Source organism: Halosimplex aquaticum, from assembly GCF_028747785.1.
GTDB lineage: Archaea > Halobacteriota > Halobacteria > Halobacteriales > Haloarculaceae > Halosimplex > Halosimplex aquaticum.
The window spans coordinates 2,231,939-2,245,776 of the sequence record NZ_CP118158.1; the positions used below are offsets into that span (position 1 = coordinate 2,231,939).

The window sequence follows — 13,838 nt, forward strand, 5'->3', positions numbered from 1 at the left end:
GGGCGAAACCCGACCCCGGGCGAAAGGAACAGGAATTTAAGCGCCGACGCGGAAGGGGCTGACACTATGGGTAAGAAGTCGAAAGCCAAGAAGAAGCGCCTGGGGAAACTCGAGCGCCAGAACACGCGCGTCCCGCCGTGGGTCATGCTCAAGACCGACCGCAACGTCGAACGCAACCCGAAGCGGCGTCACTGGCGCCGTAGCGACACGGACGAATGAGCGCCGGCGACTTCGAGGAACGGGTCGTCACCGTCCCGCTCCGCGACACGAAGGCCGCGCCGAAGCAGGAAGAGGCCGACAAGGCCATGTCCATCGTCCGCGAGCACCTCGCCAAGCACTTCGCCGTCGACGAGGACGCCATCAGGCTCGACCCCTCGATCAACGAGGCGGTCTGGGCGAACGGCCGGCAGAACCCGCCGCGCAAGCTGCGGGTCCGCGCCGCCCGCTTCGAGGAAGACGGCGAGAGCATCGTCGAAGCAGAGACGGCAGAGTAAACTTGCTCCGCGCGGCTTTCTCCGGTTCGGCGTACGTCGGTGTCTTCGCACGCGCGACAGACGACTGTCTGCTCGTGCGCCCCGACGTCGACGCGGACCTCCGGGAGGACCTGGGCGAGGAGCTCGAGGTCCCCGTCGTCCCCACGACCGTCGGCGGGTCGGGGACCGTCGGCGCCCTGGCGACCGGCAACGGGAACGGCCTCCTGGTGAGCAGCCGCGTTCGCGAGCGCGAGCGCGACCGCATCGCCGACGCGGCCGACGTCACCATCGGCGAGCTGCCCGGCCGGATCAACGCCGCCGGGAACGTCGTCCTCGCCAACGACAACGGAGCCTACGTCCACCCAGACCTCTCGGCCGAGGCGGTCCGCGCCGTCGAGGACGCCCTCGACGTCCCCGTCGAGCAGGGCGTGCTCGCGGGCTCGCGGACGGTCGGGACGGCCGCGGTCGCCACGAACGCGGGCGTCCTCTGCCACCCGGACGCCACCGACGCGGAACTGGACTTCCTGGAGGACCTGCTGGGCGTGCCCGCCGACATCGGCACCGTGAACTACGGCGCCCCGCTGGTCGGCTCCGGGCTCGTCGCCAACGACTACGGCTACGTCGTCGGTCAGGACACCACCGGCCCGGAGCTGGGCCGCATCGAGTCCGCCCTCGGCTACATCGACTGACCGACGGGAGTCGGCCGCGGCGTCAGAAGACGTTCTGTGGCAGTCTCGGCGCGTTCTCGGCGAGCACGGCCAGCGTCGGCTCGACGTCGCCGAACCGCGCCCCCCGAGTGACGACGTCGCGGTCGCGGTGCCACTCCACGACGCCGGCGTCCGCGAGTTTCGGGAGGTGCACGTGGTGCAACCGGACCGCGGTGAGCCGCTGGTGGTCCGGCCCGCCGCACCCGTCGCTGACCGGATCGGATTCCGCCGAGTCCGGGTCGCGTTCCAGTACCGCGTCGGGTACCTGTACCGGCTCGCGTTCGCGCAGTCGCAACAACAGCCGCCGTCGCACGTCGTTCGCCAGTAGTCCGAACACCGTCGAGGCCCCGAGCATACTCGCGGGTACACCTGGCTGACACATAACTGTTATCTAGTCGTCAGATCCGCGATCGCCCGGGCGACGGTCACGGCAGAGCGGGTCACCGCTTCGGAGTCGGCGGCACTCGCGGCAGACGGAGAGTTCGTTGCGGAAGGTACTTCCCGCTCGCTCTCCCAGCGAGACACATGAGTGAGTTCACAGTCACCGGGCAGTGGAAAGCCCGCGACGGCTGGCAGGCCTTCGAGAAGGAGATCGACGCCGAGAACGAGGACGTCGCCCGCGAGCACGTCCTCGCCGAGTTCGGTTCGAAGCACGGACTCAAGCGCACGCAGGTCGACATCGAGGGGGTCGACGCATGAGCCTCGGTGGTGGCGGCGGCGCCCAGCAGCAACTCCAGCAGATCGCCCAGGAGATCGAGCAGATCGAAGAACAGATCGAGGCCCTCGAGGGCGAGATCAGCGGACTGCAGGACGAGAAACAGGAGATGAACGAGGCCATGGAGGCCATCGAAGCGCTCGAGTCCGGCTCGACGGTCCAGGTGCCGCTCGGCGGCGACGCGTACGTCCGCGCCGAGGTCCAGGACATCGACGAGGTCATCGTCGAGTTCGGCGCCGGCTACGCCGCCGAGCAAGAGCAAAACGACGCCATCGACATCCTCGAGAACAAGCAGGACACGCTCGACGAGCGCATCGAGGAGATCCGCTCGGACATCGCCGAGCTTGAGACCGAGAGCGAGGAGCTCGAACAGCAGGCCCAGCAGATGCAGCAACAGCAGATGCAGCAGATGCAGCAGATGCAGCAGCAGCAGGAAGACGAGTAAGGCCCGATGTTCGACGGACTGAAAGAGAAACTCGGCCGCTTCAGCGACGACGTCGAGGAGGACGTCGACGACGAGGCGGTCGAGGAAGAGCCGGAAGACGCGGCCGAGGCCGAGGCGGCCGAGACCGACGCCGAGACGGCCGACGCCGGGACGGCCGACACCGAAGCGAGCGACGCGTCCGCCGAGACCGACGCCGCCTCGGAACCCGAGGAAACCGAAGCGGACGAGCCCGAGGTCGACGAGGACGATGTCGACGAGGACGATGTCGACGAGGACGAGTCCGAAGAAGACGGGACCGAGGAAGCCGCCGAGGACGACATCGACGACGCCGACGAGGAAGCGGCGGCCGACGACGAGTCCGGAGACGACGAGGACTCCGACTCCGACGACGCCGGCCGGAGCCTCGGCGAGCGGGCGAAGCTCCTCGCGACCGGGAAGACAGTCATCGACGAGGAGGACCTGGAGAACCATCTCGACGACCTTGAGATCGCCTTGCTCCAGAGCGACGTGGAGATGGGCGTCGCCCAGGAGATCCTCGACGGCGTCGAGGAGAACCTCGTCGGCGAGACGCGGCGGCGGCTGTCCTCGACGGGCAACCTCGTCCGCGACGCGCTCCGCGAGGCGCTGTACGACGTTATCAGCGTCGGGCAGTTCGACTTCGACGAGCGGGTCGCCGAGGCCGACAAGCCCGTCGTGATCGTCTTCACCGGCGTCAACGGCGTCGGGAAGACGACGACCATCGCGAAGCTCTCGCGGTACTTCGAGGAGCGCGGGCTCTCGTCGGTGCTCGCCAACGGCGACACCTACCGCGCGGGCGCCAACGAGCAACTGCAGCAACACGCCGACGCCCTCGACAGGGAGGTCATCTCCCACGAGCAGGGCTCGGACCCGGCGGCGGTCATCTACGACGCCATCGAGTACGCGGACGCCCACGACGTGGACGTCGTGCTGGGCGACACCGCCGGCCGGCTGCACACCTCCGACGGGCTGATGGACCAGCTCTCGAAGATCGACCGCGTGACCGACCCGGACCTGACGCTGTTCGTCGACGAGGCGGTCGCCGGACAGGACGCGGTCAACCGGGCTCGCGAGTTCAACGACGCGGCGGAGATCGACGGCGCAGTGCTGACGAAGGCCGACGCGGACCCGCAAGGGGGCGCGGCCATCTCCATCGCGCACGTCACCGGCAAGCCGATCCTCTTTCTCGGCACCGGACAGGACTACGACGACCTCGAACGGTTCGACCCCGAGGAGATCGTCGACCGACTCATCGGCGAGGAGTGAGTCGGTTCCCGTCCGCGTCGGCTGTGCGGGTAGCGGCCGCTACTCGGAGACGGTCACGTCGCCGTCGCCGGTGACCGTCACCTCGTACCCGGCGTGGGAAAACGAGACGAGCGACAGCCCGCCGTCGCCGCTGCCGCCGGCGACGAGCCGTTCGAGCGCGTCGGGATCGACCGAGCGGAACAGCGGCGGGAGCGCGTCGGTGTCGCAGCCGTTCGCCGCTGCGAGCCGCTCGACGACCGCGACCGAAACGGTGTCGAAGCCGGCGGACGGCTCCCCCGATCGCTCGCTGTCTGGCTGCTGATCACGAACCATGAACTCGCCTCCACTGGCGCGACTGGCGCACCGATCGCAGTCGCTGCACGAACAGTATCACCACTGCCGCATTGGGCCGGCACGGCCGTCACTCTTCGGTGTGACGCGTCACGGGTACTAAGTGGCGGCCGCGGGAGTGACAGTCGACCGATCGGAGCCCGTCAGGAGGGCCGCAGGTCGCGGTGGTCGTGGTCGAGCGTGTTCCCGACGAGCGCGTCCTGGCCCCGCCGGAGTCGCGCCGAGGCCGCGTTCCGGGAGATGCCGAGTTCGTCGGCGACGTCCTGAAGCGAGCACTCCCGCGGGACGGCGAAGTAGCCGGCGTCGCGGGCCGCCGTCAGCGCCGCGCGCTGCTTCTCGGTCACCTCGTATTTCCCGTACGACGAGGGGTCCTCGTACCGGTAGAGTCGGTCGAGTTTGACCCCCTCGTGCGTGGCGCAAAATCGGTCGTCGAACGTCGAGACGGCTCCCCGGTCGGAGAACATGGCGCGGAGGACCCAGACGCCGTCTCTTCCTTCGGCGTTCAACACCGTCGCGGCCACGCCGTCGAGCGCCGCGAACAGGTCGGTGTGGTCGCTGTCCCACTCGATTCGGTAGAGGGATTCGTCCTCGTGGCGTTCCACCACGGCGAACTCGCCGACGGAGGCGTCGCCGCGGAGCGCCGACTCGAACGCCTCGAAGTCGCCCGTCGCGACCCAGACGTACGGCGTTACCACCTGTCCGCCGTCGACGACCATGCGCTCGACGGTGACCGTCCCGTCGACCGATCCGAGCGCGTCACCGAGCAGAAACGCCCCCGCGGGGACGGTGAACTCGCCGATGACGGTCATAGCGTCGCTTCGGTTCGCCGGAGAATAAAGTCCCTGCCGGCGACGGTCACTCGTCGCGCTCGTCCGAGAGGTGCTCCCACACCTCGGCGCAACCGCAGCCGTCCTCGACGTCGTCCAGGTGCGAGGTGTCGACCTCGCGCTCTCGTTCGTCCGATTCGACCTGCGCTTCCTCGTCGGCCTGCACGTTTGCCGTGTCGGTCATTTGGTTGTTCAGTTCCAAGGCCCCACTCGGTATAAAGGCCCCCATCCGCGCACCCCTCGCCGTCACTGCCCGAAAGCGACAATTATCTCCGGTTCACGGATCCCACCGAACCGCCGTATCCGGCACGTGGCGCCGGCACGAGGGCGATCCGCGGAACCGTCGGCAAATGACGCCGCATCCGCGAGAGACCCCGGTGGAACCGACACCACCGGGTCGTTGCAGGTGAAACGGGGGTGGTCGTCGCCCGGGTCGGGTATCACAGATAGCGGCAATCGGCGGAGGGTTTCCCGCAGTCGTGGCAGACCTGTCCGTGACGGGGAGATACAGGGTGGTGGACCGTGTGGCCGTGACACACGCACGCGCTCGTCGCGTGAACTTTCACTCATGAACGGGACAGACACACACGCCTCCGTCACTCGGGGGGATCCGGCATGAACACGGTCGAACAGCACAAACAGGAGAAACACCCGCTGGACGTGATCGAGGACGTCAAGGAGTACGCCGAGGAGGGCCTCTCCTTCGAGGAGATCGAGGAGCGGGCCGGCAGCGGCGAGTGGGAGCGGCTCAAGTGGGCTGGGATGTACTCCCACGGCCGCAAGGAGGGCTACTTCATGATGCGGACCAAGGTGCCGGGCGGCTACCTGTCGCCCGAGCAGGCCGAGGTCATCGGCGAGGTCGCCGAGGAGTACGCCGTCGCCCCCGAGGAGTGGGGCGGCGAGGAGCAAAACGACATCTGGGGCGACGCGTTCATGGACATCACGACCCGCCAGGACATCCAGATGCACTGGATCCGGGTCGAGGACGTGCCCGAGATCTGGGACACCTACGACGAGGTCGACCTCACGACGATCCAGGGCTGCGGCGACGGCGCCCGGAACGTGCTGGGCTGCCCCGCTGCCGGCCTCGACGGCCACGAGTGCTTCGACGCGCAACCCGTGATCGACGCCGTCTCCGACTACTTCACGGGCAACCGCGAGTACGCCAACCTGCCCCGGAAGTTCAAGATGACCATCACTGGCTGCAAACACGACTGCGGCCAGTCCCAGATCAACGACGTGGGGCTGACGCCGGCCCGCAAGGAAGTCGACGGCGAGGAGATCTACGGCTTCCACTGCAAGGTCGGCGGCGGCCTCTCGGACGGCCCGCGGATGGCGACACAGATGGACGTGTTCGTCCCGCCCGGGGACACCGTCGAGTTCTGCCGCGCTATCGCCCAGACGTTCAAGGAACTGGGCGACCGCAACAACCGCGGCGTCTGCCGGATGCGCTACCTGGTCGAACAGCTTGGCACCGACAAGTTCGAGCGAGCGGTCCGCACCCGCTGTGAGGTCGACCTGCCCGACGCGGGCGTCGACCTCACGGAGGGGTACACCGGCGACCACGTCGGCGTCCACGACCAGAAGGGCGAGGGGCTGAAGTACGTCGGCTTCAACGTCATCGCCGGCCGCATGGGCGGCGACGAGTTCGCCGAGGCCGCCCGCGCGGCGAAGCAGTACGGCACCGACGACGCGTCTATCCGCCTCGCGACCGACCAGAACTTCCTCATCACGCACATCCCCGAGGAGAACGTCGGCGACCTGCTGAACGAGCCGTTCGCCCGCAAGTACGAGCCCGACCCCGGCCCGTTCTCGCGGGGCGCCGTCGGCTGCACGGGCTCGGAGTTCTGCAACTACGGCATCATCGAGACGAAGAATCGCGTCTACCGCTGGGCGAAGGCGCTGGACCGCCGCATCGACACGCCCGACGATCTGGACGTGGTCCGGATGCACATGTCCGGCTGCTCGGCCTCCTGCGCCCAGCCGCAGATCGCCGACATCGGCTTCCGCGGCGAGACGGTCAACGTCGACGACCCCGAGACGACCACCAACGAGGAAGGCGACAACATCGTCGAGGGGATGGACTTCGGCCTCGGCGGCGCGCTCGGCGCCGACAACGAGTTCATCGACTGGGTCGAGAACGCCGTCCCCGCCAGCGCCGTCATCCCGGCCATCGAGCAGCTGTTCGACGCCTACGTCGACGAGCGCGAGGAGGGCGAGCGCTTCTACGAGTGGACCCGCCGCGTCGGGAACAACCGCCTCCGGAAGATCATGCAGCGCGCCGACGCCAACGTCTCGGGAGGTGTCGCCCATGGGGACTGACGGGAGCGAGCGCGACCAGCCCATGCCGGGCGTCCCCGACGTGGGGAGCGACGAGGCGGACGACTGCGGCTGCGGGAGTTCCTGCGGCTGCGGCGGTCACTCCGAGAGCGGCCGCTCGCATCGCCACGGTGACGGTCACTCGCACAGCCACGGGGGGCAGTCGCCCGCGGTTCCTGACGGCGGCGCGACGCCCGCGAACGTCGACGAGAACGGCAACCTCCGGAACGTCGAGTTCACCGCGCCCGCGGAGGGCAAGAGCCAGGATGTCTACGAGACGGCGCCGGACCAGCGCGTCCAGCGGCCCGGCGAGGAGGACCTGGCGCTGGACACGCCCTCCTACGAGATCCGGTCGCAGATGAACGACATCGAGACGCCGGACAGCAAGACGTGGTTCATGGAACTCGACGAGGGGGTCATCGACGCCGGCCGCTGCATCCAGTGTGGCACCTGCGTCGCCTCCTGTCCCTCGGACTCCATCGGCATCGGCGACGACGGCCTGCCCGAACTCGTCAAGATGTGCACGGGCTGTTCGATGTGCTGGGACTTCTGTCCCCGCGGCGGTCTGCGCTACGAGCGCCAGTGGAAGATCACCGGCGGCGACGACAACGTCTCCGGCGCCGGCGACCCGATCACGGAGTTCTCCGCGAAGGTCGAGGACGACTGGCGCGAGAACGCCCAGGACGGCGGCCTCGTCACCGCCGTCCTCTGCAAGCTCCTCGAAGAGGGCGAGATCGACGGCGCGCTCATCGCCACCGAGAGCGACGACGAGCCCTGGAAGGCCGAGTCGTTCCTCGCCACGACGCCCGAGGAGTGCATCGAGAACGCCGGGAGCTTCTACAACCAGACGATGGCCCTCGGCAACCTCGACCTCGAACGGTGGGAGCACAAGCTCGACGTGCCCGTCGAGGAGGCCTCCCTGGCGCTGGTCGGCACGCCCTGTGAGATCGAGGGCATCCGCGCCCTGCAGGACTTCGAGTGGGACTACGCCAGCCAGGAGAACGGCGTCCGCGCCATCGACTACGCCATCGCCCTGATGTGTACGAAGAACTTCAACTACGAGAAGCTCATGGGCGAGAAGCTGGAGGAAGAGCGCGACATCGACCTCGATAACGTTGGCAAGATGGACGTCCTCGACGGCCGGATGATGGCCTACGACCACGAGGGCGAACTCATCGTCGACGAGGACGTCGAGGAGTTCCACGACGCCGCGCTCAAGGGCTGTGACGAGTGCGCGGACTTCACCGGCTACTGCGCCGACCTGACCGTCGGCTCCGTCGGCTCCAGCGACGAGTACTCCTCGGTCATCGTCCGGACCGAGCAGGGCCTCGACGCCTGGAACCTGACCAAGGACGACCTCGACTACCACGACCTGGAGGACCGCTCGGCCATCGGCGGCCTGCAGTCCTGGGACAAGAAGAAGGCCTTCGACTCGCTGCAGCGGCCCTTCGACCCCGACGCGCCGCGGTTCATCGACTACACCGACCACGCCGAGAACTACGGGACCGAGCTGAACCCCCACGAATCGGGGCACTGAGCGGAGTCACCCGGTTCGAAACGCTCGCTATCGATCGTGAGCCCGGTCTCTTCCTGCTTCGATCGCCGCCTCGATGTCGTCGATCTCGTCGCCCCAGATATCCGCGACTTCGTGCCACGACCGCTCGCCGGTCAGTCGCTTCACCACGTCGCTGAAGGTCTCCCTCTCGCGTCTTTCCGCTGCGAGGCGCCGTACGCCTCCTCATCGAGTGAAACCGTCCTCATCGGCAATACACAGTCGCATGTGTGCGAACCTAAATGCTGGGTCGACCCAACATGGGCCAAGACCTATTTCCCGAGGGGGACTCGGTCGACACGTGACTACGGACGAACAGGTGGACGAGCTGGACGGAGAGGCGAGGTCCGCGGTCGAGCGGATGGTCACGGCGGTCGACGGGGACTGGACCGTGCTGGACGCAACCGAGATATCCGAGGGCGGCAACGAGACGGTCGCGGTCACCGTCGAGACGGACGACGGCGTCCGCGAGTGCGTCCTCAAGGCGACCGACGAGGAGCACGGAGGTGGGAACCTCGCCGCTGAGGCGAAGCTCCTCCGGTTGCTCGGCGCCGAGACGTCCGTGCCCGTCCCCGAGGTGTACGGCGTCGTCGACGACCACCCGGACCTGCCGACGCCGCTGTTCCTGATGGGACGGACCGACGGGGAGCCGCTTCCGGCGGACGCGTCGGCGATCCCGAACGACGAGATGGCCGCGTACGTCCGGCAGGTCGGCCGCTCGCTCGGCGAGATCCACAGTGTCGACGCGTTCGGTGGCTACGGCCCGGTCGCGGACGCGGATCGAGTCGATCCGGCGGACGCCGGCGGAGCGCGGCCGCTCGCTCGGGCGTACGGGCTGGCGCTCGCCGACCCACACGACTCGTGGGCGGCGAGGGTGCCGGCGACGGCCGAGTGGATGCTGGAGCGGGTCGGCGAGACGCGGTTCGGCGACCTCGTCCCGGCGCTCGACGACGCGATCACGGAACGATACGAACGCCTCGACTTGCCCGGACGGCCAGTGATCTCGCGCATCGACCACCATCCGGGGAACCTCGCCGTCGACCGCGGATCCCGGTCGGTGACGGGGCTACTCGACTGGGGTCTCGTCCGCACGACCGACCCGGAGTACGACCTCGTCTGCGCCGAGCAGGGTTTCTGCGGGACAGATTCGCTGGACTCAGACCGGCGGGAACGGCTTCGGAGCGCGCTCTACGAGGGGTACGACGAGACGCACGAACGGCGCGTTGACGGCGCATTCGAAGCGCGGCGGCGGCTCTACCAGCTCGTGTTCATCGCGTCGAACATGACCTGGGTCTCCGCCTGGGTCACGCCCGAGACCGCCGACGGGGTGGAACGGGACTACCGGGAGTTCGTCGCCGAACTGCTGTGAACGGCGCGTCCGCCCGTGCGGTCACGTCCGATCCGACGACACCCGGTACACCCTCGCCTCGTACGGTCGGAGGTCGACGGGTTCGGCGAGGCCGTCGGACCCGCCCTCGTAGTTTCCGATCAGGAGTTCCGTGTCGCCGGAGGCCGCGTCGGGTGGAACCTCGACGGATACCACCTCGTCGGCGAAGTTCAGGAGGACGACGAGCGCGTCCGAGTCGCCGTCGCCGTCGGAGGTGCGGCGGTATGCGAACACCTGAGAGTGGTCCGCGAGGAGCGGCTCGTAGGCGCCGTAGACGGCGAGGGGGTGTTCGTTCCGGAACCGGATCAGCCGCCGGTAGTACGCGAGGACGGACTCGTCGTCCGCCGCCTCGCGCTCGGCGTTGATCTCGGGGTAGTTGTCGTTGACCTTGATCCACGGCTCGCCGGCCGTGAACCCCGCGTGTTCGTCGTCGCTCCACTGCATCGGCGTGCGGGCGTTGTCCCGGCTCCAGTAGTTGACCGCCTCGCTGATCTCCTCGAAGAGTTCGATGTCACCGGTCGCGAGCGCGCGCTGGACCCGGTCGACCGTCGCCGGGTCGCGGTACTGTTCGAGGCTTTCGAAGTCGGGATTGGTCATGCCGAGTTCCTGCCCCTGGTAGACGAAGGGGGTCCCGCAGAGGGTGAACAGGTAGGTCGCGAGCATGGTCGCCGACTCGCGGCGGTAGGCCTCGTCGCCGAACCGCGAGACGATCCGCGGCTGGTCGTGGTTGGTCAGGTAGAGGCCGATCCACCCCTCGCCGACGGCCGTCTGCCAGCGCTCGGTGACGGCCTTGAGGTCGGCGAGCTCCCAGTCGACGACGTCCCACGGGCCGCTCCCGCCGGCGTCGATATCCATGTGCTCGAACGGGAACACCATGTCGAGACCGTCCTCGACGACGAACCGGTGGGCGTCCGCCGGCGTCACGTCGAACGTCTCGCCGATGGTGACCACGTCCCGGCCGGCGAACGCCCGGTCGACCAGTTCCCCGACGTACTCGTGGATCCGCGGCCCGGTGAGGAAGTACTCGCCGCCGACCGGGTCGGCCGTCGGGTCGCCCTCCGGGTACCCCTCCGCCTTCGAGAGGAGGTTGATCACGTCCAGCCGGAAGCCGTCGATCCCCCTCTCCAGCCACCACTCGATCATCTCGTAGAGCGACTCGCGGACCGCGGGATTGGGCCAGTTCAGGTCCGGCATCCGCTCGTCGAAGAGGTGGAGGTACCACGCTTCGCGCTCGTCGTCGTAGGACCAGGCCGGGCCGCCGAACATCGACTCCCAGTTGTTCGGCCGCTCGTCGGGCGACCCCTCGACCCAGTGGTAGTAGTCGGCGTACTCGCCCTCCTCCCGGCGGGAACGGCGGAACCACTCGTGTTCGTCGGAGGTGTGATTGACGACCAGGTCCATCACGAGCCGGACGTCCCGCTCGTGGAGCGCGTCGCGGAGGCGCTCCCAGTCCGCGAGGGTGCCGTACTCGCCGTGGATCGACCGGTAGTCGCTGATGTCGTAGCCGTTGTCGACCTGCGGGGACTCGTACACCGGGCAGAGCCACACGACGTCGACCCCCAGGTCGGCGATGTAGTCGACGCGCTCGGTGATGCCGGGGATGTCCCCGACGCCGTCGCCGTCCGAGTCGGCGAAGCTCCGGGGGTAGATCTGGTAGACGACGGCACCCCGCCGCCAGGAGCGGTCGGTGGTCGTCACAGCGGCCCTCCGCCGGCGCGGAGCCAGAGGTAGCCGTACCCGGCGAGGTCGAGCGACAGCGGGTCCGTCGCGGTGAGTTCCGACCGCTCGTCGTCGAAGATCGGTGCGAGGCCGTCGACATCTGTCCCCACGGAGACGGACGCCGGCTGGTCGGCCAGGTTGTGGACGGCGAGGACGGTGCTGTCGCCGTCCATCCGGTGACACAGGACCGACTCGGGCGCTGTCTCGACGAACGTCGCCGACCCGCGGCCGAAAACGGGGTACTCCCGCCGCGTCCGGACGGCGCGGGTGACCCACCGCAGGAACGAGTCGCGGTCGCTCCGTTGGTCGCGGACGTTGACTCCGTCGGGGCCGAACCGGTCGTCGGAGACGACGGGCCGGATCAGCTCGTCGGGGTCCGCGGTCGAGAAGCCCGCGGCCGGTCCGTCGGTCCACTGCATCGGCGTCCTGACCGCGTCGCGGCCGTCGAGCGAGAGGTCGTCGCCCATCCCGATCTCGTCGCCGTAGGGGATCACCGGCGTCCCGGGCATCGAGAGCAGGAGGCTGTAGGCCAGTTCGAGCAGGCGGCGGTCGTCGAGCATCGGCGCGAGGCGTCGACGGCTCCCGCGGCCGTAGATCTGCATCTCGTCGTCGGGCGCGAACCGGTCGAGGACGGTCCCGCGCTCCCCCTCGGAGAGCCACTCCAGGTTGAGTTCGTCGAGGTTCCGCAGGAAGTTCGCCCACTGGCCGTGTTCGGGCGGGAGGTGGAGCTGGTCGACGGCGGCGTCGAGCGCTCCCGCGCGCTCGGTCGCGAGCGCGAGGAAGAGGTAGTCCGTCAGCGTGAAGTTGAATATCAGCTGCATCTCGTCGCCGGTCCCCTCGCCGAAGTACGGGCGGACCGCGTCCGGCTCGCCTCCGGCCTCGCCGAGGAAGATGGCGTCGGCGTTCCGTTGGGAGGCGAACGCCCGGTACTGCTTGAGGATCCGGTGGGGGTCGTCGAGCTCCGTCGAGTCGAGGCCCTTCTTCTGGACGATGATCGGCGTCGCGTCGATGCGGAAGCCGTCGACGCCCAGTTGCAGCCAGAAGTCCATTATCTCGCAGACCTCCTCGCGGACCGCCGGGTTCGAGTGGTCCAGGCCGGGCTCGAAGTCGTAGAAGCGGTGGTAGTAGTACGCGTCGGCCACCTCGTCGTACGTCCAGACGCTCTCCTCCTCGGGGAAGATGGGTTCTTTCTCGGGCTCGGGGGGGTCCTCGGCCCAGACGTAGTAGTCGCGGTACGTCGACTCGGGGTCCTCCCGGGCCCGCTGGAACCACGGGTGCCGGTCGGAGGTGTGATTGACGACGAGGTCGACGAGGACCTTGATCCCGCGCTCGTGGGCCTCGCGGACGAACCGGACGAACTGCCCCGGCGTGCCGAGGCGCTCGTCGACGCCGTAGTAGTCCGTCACGTCGTAGCCGTTGTCCAGCCCCGGCGAGGGGTAGAAGGGCAGCAGCCAGACGCAGGTGACGCCGAGCCGGTCGAGGTACTCCAGCCGGTCGGTCAGGCCGGGGAAGTCCCCGACGCCGTCGCCGTCGGAGTCCTGAAATGACTTCACGTCGACGCCGTAGATCAGGCCGTTCTCGTACCAGCGGTCGCCGGTCTGGTTCTGCAGGACGGTCTCCTGGTCGGAAGCGGTGGGTTCGTCGGGACTCATGGGAGTGCTGGGAGCACGTGATCGCCGAACCGATCGACGAAGCGCGTCTGGTCTCTGGTCACGTCGTGCAGGTAGACCGCCTCGGCGTCGAGGTCGCACAGCGACCGGGCCCGCTCGGTGTGTTCGTCGAGGTCGGCCGAGACGTGGACGTTCTCGCGCACCTGCTCGCGGGTCGCCTCCATCGCCGACCAGAGCCACGACCAGGCGAAGCCGGCGCTCCCCTGGCGTTCGCTCCACGGGTGGAAGTGGTCGGAGGCGGGCACCGCGTCGAACCCCCGGCTCTCGGCCCGCCGGACGGACTCCAGCAGCGCCCCGGGCTGGAACTGTTCGTGCGACGCGTGGTAGCCGATCTCGGTCATTCCTGTTCCCCCTCGGTTCGCCGGCACTCGGCGCTCTCGACGGTCGTATCGCGCGCGCACTTCCCCCCC

General features: G+C 68.6%; 16 protein-coding genes and 1 pseudogene. 9 read left to right on the forward strand and 8 right to left on the reverse strand.

Annotated elements, in window-relative coordinates:
* Positions 1-66 precede the first annotated feature (66 nt).
* The 3 genes from PSC72_RS11310 to PSC72_RS11320 are packed head-to-tail and all read left to right on the forward strand — an operon-like array spanning position 67 to position 1,162.
* Positions 67-219, forward strand: coding sequence for a 50S ribosomal protein L39e (locus tag PSC72_RS11310; protein WP_274325978.1), 153 nt, complete (start codon positions 67-69; stop codon positions 217-219).
* Positions 216-494 (forward strand): 50S ribosomal protein L31e, encoded by a 279-nt coding sequence (locus tag PSC72_RS11315; RefSeq protein WP_274325979.1) that lies wholly within the window; start codon positions 216-218, stop codon positions 492-494. The genes PSC72_RS11310 and PSC72_RS11315 overlap by 4 nt, the downstream gene beginning before the upstream one ends.
* A gap of 2 nt (positions 495-496) precedes the next feature.
* Positions 497-1,162: a translation initiation factor IF-6 gene (locus tag PSC72_RS11320; RefSeq protein ID WP_274325980.1), complete on the forward strand. Its 666-nt coding sequence runs from the start codon at positions 497-499 to the stop codon at positions 1,160-1,162.
* Positions 1,163-1,184: 22 nt separating this feature from the next.
* Here PSC72_RS11320 and PSC72_RS11325 read toward each other — a convergent pair whose 3' ends face one another.
* The gene (locus tag PSC72_RS11325; RefSeq protein ID WP_274325981.1) at positions 1,185-1,535 is read right to left on the reverse strand and encodes a DUF7344 domain-containing protein; all 351 of its coding nucleotides are present in this window, start codon (positions 1,533-1,535) and stop codon (positions 1,185-1,187) included.
* A gap of 170 nt (positions 1,536-1,705) precedes the next feature.
* Here PSC72_RS11325 and rpl18a point away from each other — a divergent pair, with 170 nt between their 5' ends.
* The 3 genes from rpl18a to ftsY are packed head-to-tail and all read left to right on the forward strand — an operon-like array spanning position 1,706 to position 3,624.
* Positions 1,706-1,879, forward strand: coding sequence for a 50S ribosomal protein L18Ae (gene rpl18a, locus PSC72_RS11330; RefSeq protein WP_274325982.1), 174 nt, complete (start codon positions 1,706-1,708; stop codon positions 1,877-1,879).
* Positions 1,876-2,340, forward strand: a complete 465-nt coding sequence (gene pfdA, locus PSC72_RS11335; protein ID WP_274325983.1) for a prefoldin subunit alpha — start codon at positions 1,876-1,878, stop codon at positions 2,338-2,340. The genes rpl18a and pfdA overlap by 4 nt, the downstream gene beginning before the upstream one ends.
* Positions 2,341-2,346: 6 nt before the next feature.
* Positions 2,347-3,624 (forward strand): signal recognition particle-docking protein FtsY, encoded by a 1,278-nt coding sequence (ftsY, locus tag PSC72_RS11340; RefSeq protein ID WP_274325984.1) that lies wholly within the window; start codon positions 2,347-2,349, stop codon positions 3,622-3,624.
* 39 nt (positions 3,625-3,663) lie between these two features.
* Here ftsY and PSC72_RS11345 read toward each other — a convergent pair whose 3' ends face one another.
* The 3 genes from PSC72_RS11345 to PSC72_RS11355 form a co-directional block, all read right to left on the reverse strand.
* On the reverse strand, positions 3,664-3,936 hold the full coding sequence (locus PSC72_RS11345) for a HalOD1 output domain-containing protein (RefSeq protein ID WP_274325985.1): 273 nt from the start codon (positions 3,934-3,936) through the stop codon (positions 3,664-3,666).
* A 161-nt stretch (positions 3,937-4,097) separates the two neighbouring features.
* Positions 4,098-4,763 carry a helix-turn-helix domain-containing protein gene (locus tag PSC72_RS11350; protein WP_274325986.1) on the reverse strand — a complete coding sequence of 222 codons (666 nt, stop codon included), beginning with the start codon at positions 4,761-4,763 and terminating at the stop codon, positions 4,098-4,100.
* A 46-nt stretch (positions 4,764-4,809) separates the two neighbouring features.
* The gene (locus tag PSC72_RS11355) at positions 4,810-4,965 is read right to left on the reverse strand and encodes a hypothetical protein (RefSeq protein ID WP_274325987.1); all 156 of its coding nucleotides are present in this window, start codon (positions 4,963-4,965) and stop codon (positions 4,810-4,812) included.
* Positions 4,966-5,396: 431 nt separating this feature from the next.
* Between PSC72_RS11355 and PSC72_RS11360 the strand changes: the two genes are divergently transcribed.
* Complete coding sequence (locus PSC72_RS11360) at positions 5,397-7,103, forward strand: nitrite/sulfite reductase (protein ID WP_274325988.1); 1,707 nt, start codon at positions 5,397-5,399, stop codon at positions 7,101-7,103.
* Complete coding sequence (locus PSC72_RS11365; protein WP_274325989.1) at positions 7,093-8,637, forward strand: Coenzyme F420 hydrogenase/dehydrogenase, beta subunit C-terminal domain; 1,545 nt, start codon at positions 7,093-7,095, stop codon at positions 8,635-8,637. The genes PSC72_RS11360 and PSC72_RS11365 overlap by 11 nt, the downstream gene beginning before the upstream one ends.
* Before the next feature lie 27 nt (positions 8,638-8,664).
* Here the strand turns inward: PSC72_RS11365 and PSC72_RS11370 are convergent, their stop codons facing one another.
* The gene (locus PSC72_RS11370) at positions 8,665-8,784 is read right to left on the reverse strand and encodes a hypothetical protein (protein ID WP_328518190.1); all 120 of its coding nucleotides are present in this window, start codon (positions 8,782-8,784) and stop codon (positions 8,665-8,667) included.
* A 169-nt stretch (positions 8,785-8,953) separates the two neighbouring features.
* On the opposite strand from PSC72_RS11370, the gene PSC72_RS11375 reads away from it, so the two are divergent.
* On the forward strand, positions 8,954-10,021 hold the full coding sequence (locus tag PSC72_RS11375; protein ID WP_274325991.1) for a phosphotransferase family protein: 1,068 nt from the start codon (positions 8,954-8,956) through the stop codon (positions 10,019-10,021).
* A 21-nt stretch (positions 10,022-10,042) separates the two neighbouring features.
* Here the strand turns inward: PSC72_RS11375 and PSC72_RS11380 are convergent, their stop codons facing one another.
* From PSC72_RS11380 to PSC72_RS25620, 3 genes and pseudogenes are all read right to left on the reverse strand, one after another.
* Positions 10,043-11,737, reverse strand: a complete 1,695-nt coding sequence (locus PSC72_RS11380; protein WP_274325992.1) for a glycoside hydrolase family 13 protein — start codon at positions 11,735-11,737, stop codon at positions 10,043-10,045.
* Complete coding sequence (locus PSC72_RS11385; protein ID WP_274325993.1) at positions 11,734-13,410, reverse strand: alpha-amylase family protein; 1,677 nt, start codon at positions 13,408-13,410, stop codon at positions 11,734-11,736. Before PSC72_RS11385 ends, PSC72_RS11380 begins: the two co-directional genes overlap by 4 nt.
* A gap of 170 nt (positions 13,411-13,580) precedes the next feature.
* Positions 13,581-13,769: pseudogene (locus PSC72_RS25620) on the reverse strand (LLM class F420-dependent oxidoreductase); the annotation flags it as partial.
* Positions 13,770-13,838 lie beyond the last annotated feature (69 nt).